Here is a 16,634-nt window from a genome sequence, read left to right on the forward strand (position 1 = left end):
TCCGGACCTCACCCCGCCCAGGTCGTCGGCACGTCGCCGCCGCCCTCGGGACTGACCCGGGTACCCACCTGGGCGAGCAGCGGCACCGGCGCGATCGGCCCGGCGAACAGCGCCTGACCGAGCCCGAACCCGGTCGCGCGGTGCAGCATCGGCGCGGGCACGTGTGAGAACAGGGTGCTCAGGTCCTCGATGTCGGCGGCGCCGTTCATCCGCATCAACACCAGGTTGTCGCACTGCGAGACCACGTTCGGGTGCACCTTGCCCGGCCGCTGGGTGGCGACGAACAGGTGCAGGCCGAACTTGCGGCCCTCGCCTGCGATCAGCGCGCCGAGTTCGGCGGTCGCCGCCAGCAGCGGGTCCTCGGTGGTGGCGGGCAGCACGTTGTGTGCCTCGTCGATGACGAGCAGCACCGGCTCGCGGTCCCGGCGGCCCGCCCACCGCCTGCCGAGGATCGCCAGTGCGACCGCGGTCCGCTCGTCCGGCCGCGACAGGCTCCCGACGTCGACGACGACGCAGCGCGCGCGGCTCACGTCGTACTCGACGGCCGAGCGCTCGCCGTCGCGGCGCCACAGGTCCCACTCGCCGATCCGGAGGTTGCCGATCCGGGCCGCGAGCCGTTCGGTGTCGTGGTGCGCGGCGGCCGCGGCCTCCAGGTCGTCGACGGAGTACGGCGCCGTCAGCGTCGCGGTGACCTGGCGCAGTGCGCGGAAGTCGTCGAGGTCGCAGATCGGATCCATCCGCAGCAGCAGTGCCTGGATGTCGAGGTCGAGGTCGCTGAAGTCCAGGCACAGCGTGTGTTCGGCGCCGTTGCCGCGCGCCCGCGCCACGTGCACGCCCGACGCGACCTCACGGTGGCGCTCGGCGGCGGGCGAGGAGTCCTCGGGGTCGCAGGAGCCGAGGAACACGTGATCGGAGTTCGGGTCGAGCACCACGATCGGCAGCTCGGTCGAGCCGAGCAGTCGCTCGAGCAGGCCACCCGTGGTGTAGGTCTTGCCCGAGCCGGACTGCCCGCACATGAAGGTGTGTCGCGCGAACCCCGTCGACCGCAGCGTGGCCGGGACGCTCGGCGCCTGCCTCAGCACCCCGATCTCGATGGCGGCCGCCGTCCCGGTGAGGCCCTCGGCGATCAAGGCGACCTCGTCCTCCGTCGCGGGCCGGATCGGGCGTTCACCGAACGGCTCGACCGCACGCCGCTCCAGGAAGAAGTCGCCGTCGAACTCGCCGAGCGTGGTCGCGGATCCGCCGAGCGAGCGCATCAGCGGTCGGACGCTGGCCGCGACGACACCGAGCTCCGCCATCTGGTCGCGCACGGTGAAGTCGAGCTGGGGTCCCTCGCGTTCGACCATGCGGACCTCCCGCACCTGGACCGCGACGCGGCGCGCGCCCTCGAACTCGATCACCGCGAACCCGCCGACCTCGACACCGATCTCGATCGGGCCCATGAAGGACACCTCCCGGCCGTCGGCGGACACGGCCACCTGTGCGACCGCGAAGCGTTCGTAGAGCTCGTGTCGGTGATCCTGCAATGCGTCCAGCGTGGGTTCCATGCCGAACATCCTGGCATCACGACTTCGGGTGTCCGATAGGCCGGGATGTCGGTCCCTCCGCGGTGTCTCCGGGGTGTCACAGGCTCCCCTCCTACACCCTGTCGTTGGCAAAATCTCGACAACTGGGACACTGGAGGCCGTGACTGCTCCCACCAGCGCCTCTTTTCAGCCCGCCAGCACCTCCGCGCAGCTCTTCGAGCGGGCAGGCGCCGTCATCCCCGGGGGCGTCAACTCCCCGGTGCGGGCCTTCCAATCGGTGGGCGGCACCCCCCGCTTCATCGCCAAGGCGTCCGGCTGCACGCTCACCGATGTGGACGGCAACGACTACGTCGACCTCATCTGCTCGTGGGGACCGATGATCCTCGGGCACGCGCACCCGGCGGTCGTCGAGGCCGTGCAGAAGGCCGCGACCACCGGGCTCTCGTTCGGTGCCCCCACCGAGGGTGAGATCGAGCTCGCCGAGGCGATCGTCGACCGGGTCGGTCCCGTCGAGCAGGTCCGCCTCGTCAACTCCGGCACCGAGGCCACCATGAGCGCGGTCCGGCTGGCCCGCGGGTTCACCGGCCGCACCAAGATCATCAAGTTCTCCGGCTGCTATCACGGCCACGTGGACGCCCTGCTCGCCGACGCGGGTTCCGGCGTCGCCACCCTCGGGCTGCCCACCTCGCCCGGCGTCACCGGCGCGCAGGCCTCCGACACGATCGTGCTGCCCTACAACGACCTGGACGCGGTCGCGCAGGCCTTCGCCGCGAACCCGCAGCAGATCGCGTGCGTCATCACCGAGGCCGCGGCGGGCAACATGGGCGCCGTCGCGCCGAAGCCCGGGTTCAACGAGGGCCTTCGCCGGCTCTGCACCGCGCACGACGCGCTGCTGATCATGGACGAGGTGATGACCGGCTTCCGCGTCAGCTCGGCCGGTTGGTACGGGATCGACGGCGTCGCGGGCGACCTGGTGACCTTCGGCAAGGTGATGAGCGGCGGACTGCCCGCCGCGGCGTTCGGCGGCCGCGCCGACGTGATGGGCCACCTCGCGCCCGCGGGCCCGGTGTACCAGGCGGGCACCCTGTCCGGGAATCCCGTCGCCGTCGCCGCCGGTCTCGCGAGCCTCCGCGCCGCAGATCAGAGCGTGTACGACGCCCTCGAACGCAACTCCGCGACCCTCGGCAGGCTGCTGGGCGACGCCCTCACCGAGGCGGGCGTGCGGCACCAGGTGCAATTTGCAGGCACCATGGTGAGCGTGTTCTTCGCCGACCGTCCGGTCACCAACTACGCGGAGGCGAAGGCGAGCGACACCTGGCGCTTCCCCGCCTTCTTCCATGCGCTGCTCTCGCGGGGCGTCTACGCACCCCCGAGCGCCTTCGAGGCCTGGTTCGTTTCCGCGGCCCTCGACGACGCCGCTTTCGACCGAATCGCCGCCGCGTTGCCGGCCGCAGCCAAGGCGGCTGCCGCCGCGCAGGCACCCACCACCTAGACCCCGCACCCCTACATCACGGAGCCAAACCACGTGAGCACCCTGCAGCAGACGCCGACGCCCGACCCCGCCGAGTCGCGCACCATCGTGCACGTCCTTCGCCACGGCGAGGTGCACAACCCGAAGGGCATCCTGTACGGCAGGCTGCCCGGCTACCGGCTGTCCGTGACCGGTCAGGCGCAGGCCCGCACGGTCGCCTCGGTGCTCGCCGGGCACGACATCACCCACGTGGTGGCCTCGCCGCTGCAGCGCGCGCAGGAGACCGCGGCGCCGATCGCGGGCGAACACGGGCTGACCCTCGTCACCGACGACAACCTGATCGAGGCGGGCAACGACTTCGAGGGGCTCAAGGTCTCGGTCGGCGACGGTGCCCTGCGCAGGCCGCGGCACTGGTGGAAGCTGCGCGACCCGTTCACCCCGTCCTGGGGCGAGCCGTACCTGCAGATCGCGCACCGCATGCTCGCCGCGGTCAACACCGCGCGCGTCGCCGCCGTCGGGCACGAGGCCGTGTGCGTCAGCCATCAGCTGCCGGTGTGGACGCTGCGCCGGTTCCTGCAGGGCGAGCGGCTCTGGCACGACCCGCGGCACCGCCAGTGCGGACTGGCCTCGCTGACCTCGCTGGTCTACGAGGGCGACACCCTGGTCGACATCGTCTACTCGGAGCCCGCGGGCGCATCCGATCCGAGGGTGACCGGGGCATGAGGCGCGTCGTCCGGGTGGCGGCCGCGGTGCTGGCGGTCGCCGCCGTCACCGCCGGCTGCGGCACCGGCACCGACGCCGTCGCGCAGGGTGGCACGTTCGACTTCGTCTCGCCCGGCGGGCAGACGGAGATCTTCTACGACCCGCCGAGCGAACGCGGCACCATCGGCAACATCTCCGGGCCCGACCTCATGGTCGAGGGCAAGACCACGTCGCTGTCGGACTTCGAGGGCCAACCGGTGGTCATCAACCTCTGGGGTCAGTGGTGCGGACCGTGCCGCGGCGAGGCCGACGACCTCGAGAAGGTCTACGAGAGCACCAAGGACCTCGGCGTCGCCTTCCTCGGCATCAACGTGCGGGACCTGCAGCAGGACAAGGCCCAGGACTTCGTCACCGACAACAAGGTCGGCTATCCGTCGGTCTACGACCCGTCGATGCGCACCCTGACCGCGCTCGGTGGCAAGTTCCCGACGAGCGTCATCCCGTCCACCCTGGTGCTCGACAAGGAGCACCGGGTCGCGGCGGTGTTCCTCAAGGCGTTGCTGGCTGAGGACCTCCAGCCAGTGGTGGAGAGGGTTGCGCGGGAACAGTGAGCACCATGAACGACGCCGTCCTGGCCGCCGGGATCGGTGAGACCTTCGGCAACACGGCGGCCTCCGGGCCGCTGCTGCTGGCCCTCGGCGCCTGCATGCTCGCGGGACTGGTGTCCTTCGCCTCGCCGTGTGTGGTGCCGCTGGTTCCCGGCTACCTGTCCTACCTCGCCGGGATCGTCGGCGCGGACGCACCCGCGGTGACGACGGCCGAGGCCGGCGCCCTCAAGACCGAGACCGAGGCCAGGTCCGCCGCGCGACTGCGCGTCGCGGGCGCCGCCGGGCTGTTCGTGCTCGGGTTCACCGTGGTCTTCGTGCTGGCGACCGCATCGGTGTTCGGCCTGATCTCCGCCCTCACCGTCAACCGCGACGTGTTGCAGCGGGTCGGTGGCGTGATCACCATCGCGATGGGCCTGGTGTTCATCGGACTGGTGCCCGCGCTGCAGCGGGACGTCCGCTTCGAGCCGCGGCGGGTGTCAGGGCTGATCGGCGCGCCGCTGCTCGGGGGCGTGTTCGGGCTCGGGTGGACGCCGTGCCTCGGTCCGACCCTGGCCGGGGTGCTGTCCGTGGCGGCGGGCACCGAGGGTGCGACCGCCGCGCGGGGCGTTGCCCTGATCGTGGCGTACTGCATCGGCCTCGGGCTGCCGTTCGTGATCCTGGCGTTCGGCTCGGTGAGCGCGTTGCGCGGGGTGGGCTGGCTGCGCCGCAATGCGCGCGCCATCCAGATCTTCGGCGGCCTGATGCTGGTGGCGGTGGGCGTCGCCCTGGTCACCGGCGCATGGGACGTCTTCGTTGGTTGGGTTCGTGACGCGTTCATCTCGGAGGTGACGTTGCCGATATGACGGTGACAGAAGACAGGCAGGCCTCGACGCCGCCGCGGCGCCAGTCCCTCGCAGGACGGGGTGTCGCGCTGGTGCGCAACACCTGGCGCGGCCTCACCTCCATGCGGACCGCGCTGGTGCTGCTGTTCCTGCTGGCGTTCGCGGCCATCCCCGGCGCGCTGCTGCCGCAGCGCAGCCTGAACGCGGGCAAGGTCGACGAGTACATCGCGAACCGGCCCACCCTCGGTCCGCTGATGGACAAGCTGGAACTGTTCGACGTGTTCGGCAGCTTCTGGTTCACCGCCGTGTACGTGCTGCTGTTCGTGTCGCTGGTCGGCTGCATCATGCCCCGGTGCTGGGAGCACTACAAGGCGCTGCGCACCAAGCCGGTCGTGGCGCCGCGCAACCTGGCCCGGCTCCCGCACCATGCCGAGGTCACCGTCGCCGACGAGCCGGCGGCCGTCGCGGCCCTGGTCCGCGGGCAGCTGCGCGGCTGGCGCACGGTCACCCGCACCGGCGACGAGCTGCGCGCCGGCCGGCCGGGCGAGGTCACGGTGTCGGCGGAGAAGGGCTACCTGCGCGAGGCGGGCAACCTGCTCTTCCACCTGTCGCTGGTCGGCCTGCTGGCCGCGATCGCCATCGGGAAGCTGGTCGGCTACGAGGGCAACGTCGTGGTGATCGCCGACAGCGGCCCCGGTTTCTGCACCACCTCACCCGCGGTGTTCGACTCGTTCCGGGCAGGCAACACCCAGGACGGCACCGGCATGACGCCGCTGTGTGTGAAGGTCAAGGACTTCAAGGCCGACTACCTGGACAACGGCCAGGCCGAGATGTTCACCTCCAACATCGAGTACCAGGCGGGCGACGACCTGGCGAACAACACCTGGCGCGAGGACCGGCTGCAGGTGAACCATCCGCTGCGGGTCGCGGGCGACCGGGTGTACCTGCAGGGCCATGGTTACGCGCCGACGTTCACCGTGACCTTCCCGAACGGGGAGACGCGCACCGAGACGCTGCAGTGGCGCCCCGACGACGCGACCACCTTCCTCTCCAGCGGGGCGATGCGGTTCGACCCGCCGGGCGGCATGTACCCCGATCCGGCGGAGCGCCGAAAGAACCAGATCGGCATCGAGGGGCTGTTCGCCCCGACCGCGCTGTTCCACGGCAACCTGCTGGCGTCGAGCTTCCCGGCCATGACCGATCCGGCCGTCGCGATCGACATCTACAAGGGCGACACCGGGCTCGACACCGGCAACCCCCAGTCGCTGTTCTCGCTCAGCAAGGAGCTCGTCAACCAGGGCCGGATGGCCAAGCAGGACCGGGTCAACCTGCGGCCGGGCGAGAGCGCGACCTTGCCGGACGGCACCAAGGTGCAGTTCGACGGGGCCAGGGAATTCGTCAACCTCCAGGTCTCGCACGACCCCGCGCAGCAGTGGGTGCTGGTGTTCGCGATCTCGATGATGGCGGGCCTGCTGGTGTCGCTGCTGATCAAGCGGCGTCGGATCTGGGTGCGGGTGTACCCGGCCGAATCAGATGCCGACACGGTGTCGGATACATTGGATCCGCATCGACGACGTACCGTAGTAGAGCTGGGTGGGCTCGCCCGCACCGACCAGGCCGGTTGGGGCGACGAGTTCGACCGGCTGAGCAGCCGTCTGCTCGCGGACCTACAGACCGCGAAGACCACCTCGGAGAACCGCGCCTGAGGCGCAGGAGAGAACCATGCCGATCAACGAGACCATTGCCCAGTACAGCGACTGGGCGTTCGAGTCTGCGTTCGCGATCTACGTCCTTGCCTTTGTGCTGCTGATCGCCCAGTACGCGACAGCGCGGGCGAACGAGGTCCAGGCCCGCGAGGCCCGCGAGCTGGTGGCCGCCGGTGGCGTCGCCGCGCCCGCGGCGCCGTCCGTGCCGGGCAAGGTGGTCGAGGCGCCGCGCAAGCCGTGGTCCGAGCGGCTCGGCAACATGGCGCTCGCGCTGCTGTTCGTCGGCGTCGCGCTGCACATCGGCTCGATCGTGCTGCGCGGCTTCGCCACCGACAGGTTCCCGCTCGGCAACATGTACGAGTTCGTCACGATGGCGACCGCGGCCGCGATGCTGATGGGGTTGGTGCTGCTGCGCAAGCAGACCTACCGCTCGCTCTGGGTGTTCGTGATCGTCGTGGTGATCCCGCTGATGTTCATGGCCGCGACCGTCCTGTACGCGGACGCCGCACCCGTCGTGCCTGCGCTGCGGTCGTTCTGGCTGCCCATCCACGTCACCATCGTGGCCACCGGCAGCGGCATCTTCCTGGTCTCCGGCGTCGCGAGCCTGATGTTCCTGCTCCGGATGCGACAGCCGAAGGGCGAGGAGAGCGACGGCTTCTGGGGCAAGGTCGCCGAGCGACTGCCCGACGCGCAGACCCTCGACCGGCTGGCCTACAAGACCACGATCATCGCCTTCCCGCTGTTCGGTGCGGGCGTGATCCTCGGCGCGATCTGGGCGGAAGCGGCGTGGGGCCGGTTCTGGGGCTGGGATCCCAAGGAGACGGTGTCCTTCATCGCCTGGGTGATCTACGCCGCCTACCTGCACGCGCGGGCGACCTCAGGCTGGCGGGACACCAGGGCCGCGTGGATCAACATCGCCGGTTTCGTCGCCATGCTGTTCAACCTGTTCATCATCAACATGGTGGTCTCCGGCCTGCACTCCTACGCCGGTCTCAACTGATTCTCCGATAGGAACCAGACCGCGCGGCCTGCTATTGTCCAGCGCGGACTCGGCGCTGGGGCGAGTCCGGGGGGAAGTCAGCAACAGGGGGAGTGCCGCCGTGGCGCAGAACAACGTCGGTTCGTGGGAGTCCGTGAGTCCGGAGGCGACGGAGCCGGCCGGTCCGTCCGCGCCGGTCCGTCCCGTCCAGGCGCCGGATCCGTTCGCGCAGGCCGGGCAGTCGGCAGCCCAGCAGGCGCCCGAGCGGCATCACGTCGTCTCGGCCCGTGACCTGTCGACGTCGCTGTTGCTCAAGCAGGTCAAGCCGGCTCCGACCGCGGGGTGGCGCAGGGCGCTCTACCAACTGTCGGGCCGGTACATCAACGTCGGGAACAGCGCCAAGGAGCAGCGGCGCCTCGAGCTGACCAAACAGGTCAACCAGCCGCTGCAGGGCTGCTACAAGATCGCGCTGCTCAGCCTCAAGGGCGGCGTCGGCAAGACCACCACGACCGCGACGCTCGGGTCCACGTTCTCCTCGCTGCGCGGTGACCGGGTGATCGCGGTCGACGCGAACCCGGACCGCGGCACCCTGAGCCAGAAGATCCCGCTCGAGACACCCGCGACCGTGCGCAACCTGCTGCGCGACGCCGACAGCATCGAGAAGTACAGCGACGTCCGCGGGTACACCTCGCAGAGCGCGCATCGCCTCGAGGTGCTCGCCTCGGACAGCGACCCGGCCGTCTCCGAGGCCTTCAGCGCCGAGGACTACTCGACGACCATCGACATGCTCGAGAAGTTCTACTCGATCGTGCTGACCGATTGCGGCACCGGACTCATGCACTCGGCGATGCAGACCATCCTCGAGGAGGCCGACTCGCTGGTCGTGGTGAGCTCGGGCTCCGTCGACGGCGCCCGCAGCGCGTCGGCGACGCTGGACTGGCTCGACGCGCACGGCTACGCGGATCTGGTGAGCAAGTCGGTGGCGGTGGTCAACGCCGTGCGGCCGCGGTCGGGCAAGGTGGACCTCGCGAAGGTCGTCGAGCACTTCGAGCAGCGCTGCCGGGCCGTGCGCCTGATCCCGTTCGACCCGCACCTCGAGGAGGGCGCCGAGATCGACCTCGACCGGCTCCGCCCGCAGACGAGGAACGCCCTGCTCGAACTGGCCGCCGCGGTCGCCGCGGACTTTCCGATGTCGAGCTTCGCGATGCAGGATCGCCTCTGACGCAGGCGATTTGCTCGTGATCGGACCGTGAGCATCGCGTGATCCAACCCTGAACGTCAGCCTCAGCGTTCGCGCAACGTCACCCAACTGTGGCGGACTTGTGACCCCGTGTTCGCTGCGATAACGGTCTTCGGGCGGATGATCGGAACATGCGCGCGGTCCGGCACAAGCTTCGGATGTGGAACGGCATTGCCTTGGCCACGGCGCTCTCCCTTGCGGTCGGGGTGGTCAGCGGGTTCTTCGACGGGCCCAAGACCGACCCCGAATCCGTGGTCGAGCGCTTCGCCGCCGCCCTCACCGAGGGCGACTTCGGGGAGGCCGCCGAGTTGACCTCGTACCCGGCGGCGGCCGAGGCGGCCATCACCCAGGCCTTCGACGGCCTGCACGCCGAGAAGGCCACGTTCGACGTCAACCAGTACATCCCGCTCGGTGACGACGCCGGGATCTTCAACGCGACCGCGGACTGGAGCTTCGGCGACGGCAAGAACTGGCAGTACAACATCGATGGCCGCGTCAGGAAGCTCAGCATCGGCTGGCGGGTCTCGTGGCAACCGCAGACCCTCGCGCCTGGGCTGGGGCAAGGTCGGACCCTCCGCTACGACCGCACGGACGCCGCGCCCCCGCGGGTGTTCGACATCGCGGGGAACCTGATGATGACCGAGCAGCGCATCAACACGGTCACCCTCGACCCCGCCGCCATGCCCGACGCGGTGCTCAGCACGAACAGGCTGGCCAAGGTCATCGAGCCGGTCGCGCCGCTCATCACCGGGCCCACGTTGATGCAGGAACTGGCCGCGACGCCGGGCCAGCGGATCACCGCGGTGAGCCTGCGCGACGACGACTTCGCGGTGCTCGAGGACGACCTGCGGGCCGTCCCCGGCGTCGTCATCGATCAGCGATTCAAGCTGATCAGCAACGACCGACGGGTCTCCGGGCCGATGGTCGACACCATGCGCAATGTCTGGCAGCTCAACCGCGACGCGACCGCGGGTTGGGCGGTGCATGCGGTCGACCCCGACGGCACGCTGATTCGGCAGACCGGTTTCCAGGGGCCGCCGGGGCCCGACATCCGGTCCACCCTCGACCCGCGGGTGCAGCTGGCCGCGGAGGAGGCGGTGGTCAGCGTCGGCACGCCCGCCGTCATCGTGATGATGCAGCCCTCGACGGGAGCGGTGCTGGCGGTCACCCAGAACAATCAGGCCGCGGAGATGGGGCCGGTGGCGTTCACCGGGCAGTTCCCGGCCGGGTCGGCCTTCGATCTCGTCGGCGCCGCGGCGACCGCGCAGAACATCGACATCCGGGACGCCGCCCGCCAGCTCGGCCTCGGCATGGACTACAAGATGCCCGGCCTCGAACAGCGGACCGACGACCTCGACGGTAAGGGCGCCAACCTCATGCGGACGGCGCCGGGACCCGACACGGACGAGCAGGCGAAGGTCAGCCCGCTCGGAATGGCTCTTGTCGCGGCCTCGGTCGCCCGCGGATCGACCGCGGTGCCGGTGGTCGCCGCAGGTCAGCCGGCCACCACAGACCAGTCGCCGGCACCGATGCCGCGCGAGGTGAACGACCGGCTTCGCGCGATGATGTGGGAGAACGTGCACCGCGGGCCCGCCTCGATGCTGGCCGAGCAGGGCGACCTCATCGGGATGACCGGCTCGTTCGAGGACGACCGGTGGTTCTACGGGGCGAAGGGCGATCTGGCGTTCGCCGTCTTCGTCAAGGACGCGGACGGCTCGGACCAGGCCGTGAAGATGACGAGCAAGCTGTTCAAGGAGATGGCGAAGCCGCCGACTCCCTGATCCGTCGCGTCCGGTTCACTCCTTGGGGTCGACCGGGCCGCTCTCGGGGTTCTCGCCCGTGGTGGGGTGGGCCCGACGGTTCATCCGCCACAAGAATTCCGGGTCGTCGTCCGGACCGAGAACACGTCCCGCGGGCGGCGCGGAGGTGTCGGGGCCGAAGGCCTTCCACAACAGCACCGCCAGTATCACCAGCGCTATCAGCGTCACCAGATAGATCACGACGCACCTCCTTGATTCGAGCGTAGCCGCGTCACGGCGCGGCGGCACCATTGTCCGAACGCACGAACGGGCGGTCGCCGGGCAGGTCTGTCGACCGATGCTCCGATGACCGCCCGTTCGTGACAGGCGTGTGATGTCAGGCCGAGACGATCACCGAGGAGCCGTGGCCGAACAGGCCCTGGTTCGCCGTGATGCCGATGCGGGCGCCCTCGACCTGACGGCCCTCTGCCTGTCCGCGCAGCTGCCAGGTGAGCTCGCAGACCTGCGCCAGCGCCTGGGCGGGCACGGCCTCGCCGAAGCAGGCCAGGCCGCCGGACGGGTTGACCGGGATCCGACCGCCGATGGTGGTCTCGCCCGCACGCAGCAGGTGCTCGGCCTCGCCGCGCTTGCACAGCGCGAGGTCCTCGATCCAGTCCAGCTCGACCGAGGTGGCCAGGTCGTAGACCTCGGCGACGTCGACGTCCTCCGGAGAGATGCCTGCCTCCTCGTACGCCGCGTAGCCGATCGACTCCTTGAAGGTCCGCTCCGGAGCGGGCACCGCGGAGGCCGAGTCGGTGGAGAAGTTCGGCATGTCCATGATGGTCTGCGGGAACGTCGGCGTGACGGTCGAGATCGCCTTGATCCGAACCGGTTCCGCGATGCCCATCTTGCGGGCGTACTCCATCGAGGTGAGGATGATCGCCGCTCCGCCGTCGGAGGTCGCGCAGATGTCCAGCAGGTGCAGGGGGTTGGACACCACGGGGGAGGCCAGCACGTCGGCCGCCGTGACCTCCTTGCGGTAGCGGGCGTTGGGGTTGTTCAGACCGTGGCGCGCGTTCTTGACCTTGACGGCCGCGAAGTCCTCCTGGGTCGCGCCGTAGAGGTCGATGCGGCGGCGCGCGTTGAGCGCGAAGTATGCCGGGTTGGTCATGCCCATCAGGCGGAACCGCAGCCAGTCCGGGTCGTCCCAGCGCTCGCCCGCGACCGGTGCCAGGAAGCCCTTCGGCGTGGTGTCGGCGCCGACAACGAGGGCGACGTCGGACAGGCCTGCCAGGATCCGGGCGCGGGCGGTGTCGAGCGCCTGGGCGCCGGTCGCGCACGCGGCGTACGAGGTGGCGACGCGGGCGCCGTTCCAGCCGAGGGCCTGGGCGAAGGTCGCGCCCGCGACGTAGCCGCCGTAGCCGTTGCGGACGGTCTCGCCGCCGACGATGAAGTCGACGTCCTGCCAGTTCACGCCGGAGTCGGCGAGGGCAGCCCTGGCCGCCGCGACGCCGTACTTCACGAACGACTGGCCCCACTTGCCCCAGGGGTGCATCCCCACGCCGAGGATGGCGACGTCGTTGTTGGATCCTGCGCCGCTCATGCCTGTGCTCCGTTCGCGTTCGTGTCGGTGGTGGTCGGCTTCCAGCGCCAGGTGGTGCGCACGCCGGTCTCGTCCGTGTAGAGCGGCTCGACGACCAGCTCGACGTCGTCGCCGACCTTCAGGTCGTCGACGCCGAAGCCCTCGGCAACCTGTCCGAGCACGACGAGGCCCTCCGGCAGCTCGACCGCGGCCAGTGCGAACGGCACGTACGGGTCGGTGGCAGGGATGTACGGGGCAGGCGGCTGGTACTGGGCGTCGGTGTACGACCACACCTTGCCGTGGCGGGAGAGCTCGACGTCCTCGAACTCCTCGCCCGAGCAGGCCGGGTTCTTGCAGAAGGTGGTCTCCCGCGGGAACGAGATCGTGCCGCACGACTGGCACGAGGTGCCGATCAGGGCCGGTGCCGGGCCGGTGGTGAACCAGCCCGCTACCGCTGGTGTGACGCTGTCGCCGGCGGCCTGTGTGGCGGTGTCGCTCATGCAAACCTCATCTGCTGTCGAGCCTGATCGGAGGGTCGGGACCGGTGCCCCGAAGTAGAACGTGTTGCAGTATCGCACGGGATCGGCGATGTCGAGGGCGAGATCCCGCCCAGCGGGCGTCCGATCCGGATACGTTGTGAACCATGGCTGCCGGCAAGGGCGGGAGTCCGGCCGTCGAGATCGAGGTCGACGGCCGGGTGGTGCGTGTCTCGAACCCGGATCGCGTCTATTTTCCCGCAACCGGGGCGACAAAGCTCGACCTCGTCGAGTACTACCTGTCCGTCGGTGACGGCATCGTGCGCGCGCTGTACGAACGGCCGTGCATGCTGCACCGGTTCCCCGAGGGGCTGGCGGGGGAGAAGGTGCACCAGAAGCGGATCCCGCGCGGCGCGCCGTCCTGGCTGGAGACGGTCCGCCTGCATTTCCCGCGCTACGACAGGTATGCCGACGAGCTGTGCGTGACCGAACTGGCCGCCGTCGCCTGGGCGGTGCAGATGAGTACGGTCGAGTTCCATCCCTGGAACAGTCGTCGCGGTGACACAGAGAAGCCCGACGAGTGGCGGATCGACCTGGATCCGATGCCGGAGTGCGATTTCGGCCGGGTGCGCCGCGTCGCGGCCGTCGTGCACGAGGTGCTCGACGAGATCGGCGCGACCGGATGGCCGAAGACGTCGGGCGGGCGAGGCCTGCACGTCTACGTCCGGATCGCGCCGGACCACGGTTTCGGTGACGTCCGGCTGGCGGCGCTGGCGTTCGCCCGGGAGGTCGAGCGGCGCGCGCCGGAGGAGGTGACCACGACCTGGTGGCGCAAGGATCGGGACCCGGCGGCGCTGTTCGTCGACTACAACCAGAACGCCCGCGACCACACGATGGCCGCGGCGTACTCGGTGCGCGGTGTCCCGGATGCGCGGGTGTCGGCGCCGCTGCGCTGGGACGAGGTCGACGATGCGCGGCCCGAGGACTTCACGATCGACACGATGCCCGCTCGATTCGCCGAGTTCGGCGACCTGCACAAGGGGATCGACGACGCGACGTTCGACATCTCGCCGCTGCTCGAGTGGGCCGAGCGTGATGCGCGCGAGGGTGTGGCCGTTCCGCCGGAACCCGAGCGGGCGTGAGGCGGTGGGCGCGTTCGGTCAGCGGGTGGTGGCCTCGGTGGTCAGCGACTGCAGCAGCTCCATCACCTCGGACTCGCGGAATCGGCGGTGACCGCCGGGGGTGCGCAGGGAGCCGAGGCGTCCGGCATGAGCCCATCGGGTGACCGTCTTCGGGTCGACGTGGAACAGGGCGGCAACCTGACCCGGGGTCAGCAGCGATTCCTGGGCGGCGCGGAACGACGGGGCGCTCATCGAGAATCCTCCATGCGCTTGTGCGGTACGAACGTGCGGACATCCTGGCACCCGGTGCCCCGGGTACTCGAACGATCCCGATTTGGTAAAGCGGAGGTAATTCGCAAATCGGATAAGTCCGGCACCCGGGGCCGGTGACAGGCGGGTCGGTAACCTGGGAGGGTGACTGATTCCTCGCAGAACCCCGCCCCGTCGAACGCCAAACGCTCGCTGGCGCGGGACCTCGGTCTGTACACCGTGGCCCGGCTGGGCCTCGTCGTCCTGATCGCGGCGATCATCCTCGGGGTCAGTGCGCTGCTGAACGTGGACGTGCCGCTGCTCGTGGCGCTGATCTTCGCGGTGATCATCGCGCTGCCGCTCTCGCTCGTGCTGTTCGGCAAGCTGCGTACCAGGGTCAACGAGGAGATCTCCGCGGTGGATGCCCAGCGCCGGGCGGACCGCGACGATCTGCGGGCCAAGCTGCGCGGCGACGGATCCGGTGACGCAGACGGCCGTAAGTGACCGCCGCGATGGGGGTCGTCGACCACAGCGCGCCACGGGACTGGGTGGACAACGCGGTTCGGCTGATCGACGCCGATTCCCAGCGGAGCGCCGACACCCACCTGCTGCGCTATCCGCTGCCGGTCGAGTGGAACATCCAGCTCTATCTCAAGGATGAGTCCACCCACATCACAGGAAGCCTCAAGCATCGGCTCGCGCGGTCACTGTTCCTGTACGCGATCTGCAACGGCTGGGTGACCGAGGGCACCACGGTGATCGAGGCGTCGTCGGGGTCGACCGCGGTCAGCGAGGCCTACTTCGCGAAGCTGCTGGGACTGGACTTCGTCGCCGTGATGCCGCGGAGCACCAGCCCCGCGAAGATCGCGCTCATCGAGGCGCAGGGCGGCAGCTGCCACTTCATCGACCGTCCTTCGGAGATCTACGCCGAGGCGAGCAGGCTCGCGTCCCAGTGCAACGGCCACTACATGGACCAGTTCACCCACGCGGAGCGGGCCACCGACTGGCGCGGGAACAACAACATCGCCGAGTCGATCTTCCAGCAGATGACGCTCGAGCAGCATCCGATCCCGGACTGGGTCGTGGTCGGTGCGGGCACCGGCGGCACCAGCGCCACCATCGGGCGATACATCCGGTACCGCAGGCACGCCACCCGGCTGCTGGTGGTCGATCCCGAGAACTCCGCGTTCATCGGCGGCTACGAGACCGCGTCCGCGGCGTACGAGACCGGGATGCCGTCGCGGATCGAGGGCATCGGCAGGCCGCGGGTCGAGCCCTCGTTCGTCGGCCAGGTCGTGGACCGGATGGTGCCGGTGCCGGACGCGGGGTCGATCGCCGCGGCCCGGCACGTCAGCGAGGTCCTCGGCCGACGGGTCGGCGGGTCCACCGGGACCAACGTGTGGGGCGCCTTCGGCGTGATCGCGGAGATGCTGGCCGCAGGCCGCACGGGCAGCGTGGTGACCCTGCTCTGCGACGGCGGGGAACGGTACGCGGGAACGTATTTCAACGACGAGTGGGTGCGCGGCGAGGGTATGGACCTGACCGAGCCGACCGCGGTGTTGGAGGCCTTCGCGGCCACCGGGCGCTGGTCGGCCTGACGTCGCCTCGCCGGGTGCCGTCGATCGGCACCGTCAGCCGGGCGTCCTGACCGCCGCGAGCATCGCACCGAGGTGTGCGCGGCTGACCAGGACCGCGGCCTCCTCGTCGCCCGCCGCGATCGCCTCCACCAGGGCGAGGTGCTCGTCTGAGTTCGGTTCCGGGTCCGCCTCGCGGAGGTCCAACAGGTCGATCATCTCGACCAGCGCGTCGGTCAGCCGTGGCACGAAGGTTTCAAACAGTTCGCTGAGGACCCGGTTGTGTGCGGCCGCGACCACCGCGCGGTGGACCGCGATGTCGGCCAGGGCGAAGGCGTGATGGTCCGCCGTCACGGCGGCCGCGCGTAGCTCGAGTGCCCGCCGCATCGCCGTCACGTCCCGCGCGGTGGCGCGCTGCGCGGCCAACCGAGCGGCCTCCACCTCGATCGCGTTGCGCACCTCGACGACCGCGGCAATGGCCTCGGCGCGGAGCACCTCGTCCCAGCCGTCGGCGGGCAGCGGTTCGGTGCGCTCGACGAAGACGCCCGCGCCCTGCCGCGAACGCAGCAATCCCTGCCCGGAGAGCATCCGGAGCGCCTCGCGGACGGTGGATCGGCCGACGCCGAGTTCGGCCGCGAGGGTGGTCTCGCCCGGCAACTTGGCGCCGACCGCCCATTCGCCCGCGCCCAGTCGCGCCAGCAGCAGCTCGGCGGTCTGGTCGGCGAGCAGGTTTCGACGGGGCGCCGCGACCACACAACCTCCTCAGGTTGTCAGACAAGTTGGTTTCGTCTAGTTTAGCCGATGTGGCCATTCGCGGACTGCTCCTCGGACGCCGCGGCG

17 protein-coding genes are annotated in these 16,634 nt (G+C 70.1%); 11 read left to right on the forward strand and 6 right to left on the reverse strand.

Translation table 11 applies throughout. From position 1 onward, the window contains the following. Positions 1-8: 8 nt before the first annotated feature. Positions 9-1,547, reverse strand: a complete 1,539-nt coding sequence (locus tag ACWFRB_RS04485; RefSeq protein WP_452639153.1) for an ATP-binding protein — start codon at positions 1,545-1,547, stop codon at positions 9-11. Positions 1,548-1,686: 139 nt separating this feature from the next. Here ACWFRB_RS04485 and hemL point away from each other — a divergent pair, with 139 nt between their 5' ends. The 8 genes from hemL to ACWFRB_RS04525 all read left to right on the forward strand — a co-directional run bounded on the left by hemL (position 1,687) and on the right by ACWFRB_RS04525 (position 10,834). Then, entirely contained in the window at positions 1,687-3,018 is a 1,332-nt protein-coding gene (hemL, locus tag ACWFRB_RS04490; RefSeq protein WP_452639154.1) for a glutamate-1-semialdehyde 2,1-aminomutase, read from the forward strand. A 33-nt stretch (positions 3,019-3,051) separates the two neighbouring features. Further along, positions 3,052-3,720: a histidine phosphatase family protein gene (locus tag ACWFRB_RS04495; RefSeq protein ID WP_027500726.1), complete on the forward strand. Its 669-nt coding sequence runs from the start codon at positions 3,052-3,054 to the stop codon at positions 3,718-3,720. Continuing rightward, positions 3,717-4,310, forward strand: a complete 594-nt coding sequence (locus ACWFRB_RS04500; RefSeq protein ID WP_452639155.1) for a TlpA disulfide reductase family protein — start codon at positions 3,717-3,719, stop codon at positions 4,308-4,310. The genes ACWFRB_RS04495 and ACWFRB_RS04500 overlap by 4 nt, the downstream gene beginning before the upstream one ends. 5 nt (positions 4,311-4,315) lie before the next feature. Next, the gene (locus tag ACWFRB_RS04505) at positions 4,316-5,149 is read left to right on the forward strand and encodes a cytochrome c biogenesis CcdA family protein (protein WP_452639156.1); all 834 of its coding nucleotides are present in this window, start codon (positions 4,316-4,318) and stop codon (positions 5,147-5,149) included. Continuing rightward, the gene (resB, locus tag ACWFRB_RS04510; RefSeq protein WP_452639157.1) at positions 5,146-6,834 is read left to right on the forward strand and encodes a cytochrome c biogenesis protein ResB; all 1,689 of its coding nucleotides are present in this window, start codon (positions 5,146-5,148) and stop codon (positions 6,832-6,834) included. The genes ACWFRB_RS04505 and resB overlap by 4 nt, the downstream gene beginning before the upstream one ends. A gap of 16 nt (positions 6,835-6,850) precedes the next feature. After that, a complete protein-coding gene (gene ccsB, locus ACWFRB_RS04515; RefSeq protein ID WP_452639159.1) occupies positions 6,851-7,834 on the forward strand; it encodes a c-type cytochrome biogenesis protein CcsB in 984 nt (327 codons plus the stop codon). 7 nt (positions 7,835-7,841) lie between these two features. Continuing rightward, a complete protein-coding gene (locus tag ACWFRB_RS04520; RefSeq protein WP_452639213.1) occupies positions 7,842-9,035 on the forward strand; it encodes a MinD/ParA family ATP-binding protein in 1,194 nt (397 codons plus the stop codon). Between the two features lie 149 nt (positions 9,036-9,184). Next, entirely contained in the window at positions 9,185-10,834 is a 1,650-nt protein-coding gene (locus tag ACWFRB_RS04525; RefSeq protein WP_452639160.1) for an NTF2-like N-terminal transpeptidase domain-containing protein, read from the forward strand. Between the two features lie 15 nt (positions 10,835-10,849). Here ACWFRB_RS04525 and ACWFRB_RS04530 read toward each other — a convergent pair whose 3' ends face one another. From ACWFRB_RS04530 to ACWFRB_RS04540, 3 genes are all read right to left on the reverse strand, one after another. After that, positions 10,850-11,053 carry a hypothetical protein gene (locus tag ACWFRB_RS04530; protein ID WP_077040692.1) on the reverse strand — a complete coding sequence of 68 codons (204 nt, stop codon included), beginning with the start codon at positions 11,051-11,053 and terminating at the stop codon, positions 10,850-10,852. Between the two features lie 136 nt (positions 11,054-11,189). Then, a complete protein-coding gene (locus ACWFRB_RS04535) occupies positions 11,190-12,395 on the reverse strand; it encodes a lipid-transfer protein (RefSeq protein ID WP_452639161.1) in 1,206 nt (401 codons plus the stop codon). Continuing rightward, positions 12,392-12,874 (reverse strand): Zn-ribbon domain-containing OB-fold protein, encoded by a 483-nt coding sequence (locus ACWFRB_RS04540; RefSeq protein ID WP_452639162.1) that lies wholly within the window; start codon positions 12,872-12,874, stop codon positions 12,392-12,394. The genes ACWFRB_RS04535 and ACWFRB_RS04540 overlap by 4 nt, the downstream gene beginning before the upstream one ends. A gap of 143 nt (positions 12,875-13,017) precedes the next feature. Here ACWFRB_RS04540 and ligD point away from each other — a divergent pair, with 143 nt between their 5' ends. Continuing rightward, complete coding sequence (gene ligD, locus ACWFRB_RS04545) at positions 13,018-13,992, forward strand: non-homologous end-joining DNA ligase (RefSeq protein ID WP_452639164.1); 975 nt, start codon at positions 13,018-13,020, stop codon at positions 13,990-13,992. A gap of 18 nt (positions 13,993-14,010) precedes the next feature. On the opposite strand, the gene ACWFRB_RS04550 is transcribed toward ligD, so the two are convergent. After that, positions 14,011-14,223 carry a BldC family transcriptional regulator gene (locus ACWFRB_RS04550; RefSeq protein WP_077040695.1) on the reverse strand — a complete coding sequence of 71 codons (213 nt, stop codon included), beginning with the start codon at positions 14,221-14,223 and terminating at the stop codon, positions 14,011-14,013. Between the two features lie 162 nt (positions 14,224-14,385). Between ACWFRB_RS04550 and ACWFRB_RS04555 the strand changes: the two genes are divergently transcribed. Then, positions 14,386-14,724, forward strand: a complete 339-nt coding sequence (locus ACWFRB_RS04555) for a DUF4229 domain-containing protein (RefSeq protein ID WP_077040696.1) — start codon at positions 14,386-14,388, stop codon at positions 14,722-14,724. A gap of 8 nt (positions 14,725-14,732) precedes the next feature. Beyond that, complete coding sequence (locus ACWFRB_RS04560; protein WP_136909078.1) at positions 14,733-15,818, forward strand: L-cysteine desulfhydrase Cds1; 1,086 nt, start codon at positions 14,733-14,735, stop codon at positions 15,816-15,818. A 33-nt stretch (positions 15,819-15,851) separates the two neighbouring features. Here ACWFRB_RS04560 and ACWFRB_RS04565 read toward each other — a convergent pair whose 3' ends face one another. Then, positions 15,852-16,547 carry a FadR/GntR family transcriptional regulator gene (locus tag ACWFRB_RS04565; RefSeq protein WP_452639166.1) on the reverse strand — a complete coding sequence of 232 codons (696 nt, stop codon included), beginning with the start codon at positions 16,545-16,547 and terminating at the stop codon, positions 15,852-15,854. Positions 16,548-16,634: the final 87 nt, after the last annotated feature.

It is taken from the genome of Rhodococcus sp. NPDC055112, from assembly GCF_053607505.1.

Bases quoted from the DNA above. Each gene is read 5' to 3' on its own strand.
- ACWFRB_RS04560 (WP_136909078.1), top strand. From the start codon at position 14,733: ATGGGGGTCGTCGACCACAGCGCGCCACGGGACTGGGTGGACAACGCG.
- ACWFRB_RS04505 (WP_452639156.1), top strand. From the start codon at position 4,316: ATGAACGACGCCGTCCTGGCCGCCGGGATCGGTGAGACCTTCGGCAAC.
- ACWFRB_RS04485 (WP_452639153.1), bottom strand. From the start codon at position 1,547: ATGGAACCCACGCTGGACGCATTGCAGGATCACCGACACGAGCTCTAC.
- ccsB (WP_452639159.1), top strand. From the start codon at position 6,851: ATGCCGATCAACGAGACCATTGCCCAGTACAGCGACTGGGCGTTCGAG.
- resB (WP_452639157.1), top strand. From the start codon at position 5,146: ATGACGGTGACAGAAGACAGGCAGGCCTCGACGCCGCCGCGGCGCCAG.
- ACWFRB_RS04540 (WP_452639162.1), bottom strand. From the start codon at position 12,874: ATGAGCGACACCGCCACACAGGCCGCCGGCGACAGCGTCACACCAGCG.
- ACWFRB_RS04550 (WP_077040695.1), bottom strand. From the start codon at position 14,223: ATGAGCGCCCCGTCGTTCCGCGCCGCCCAGGAATCGCTGCTGACCCCG.
- ACWFRB_RS04525 (WP_452639160.1), top strand. From the start codon at position 9,185: ATGCGCGCGGTCCGGCACAAGCTTCGGATGTGGAACGGCATTGCCTTG.
- ligD (WP_452639164.1), top strand. From the start codon at position 13,018: ATGGCTGCCGGCAAGGGCGGGAGTCCGGCCGTCGAGATCGAGGTCGAC.
- ACWFRB_RS04500 (WP_452639155.1), top strand. From the start codon at position 3,717: ATGAGGCGCGTCGTCCGGGTGGCGGCCGCGGTGCTGGCGGTCGCCGCC.
- ACWFRB_RS04535 (WP_452639161.1), bottom strand. From the start codon at position 12,395: ATGAGCGGCGCAGGATCCAACAACGACGTCGCCATCCTCGGCGTGGGG.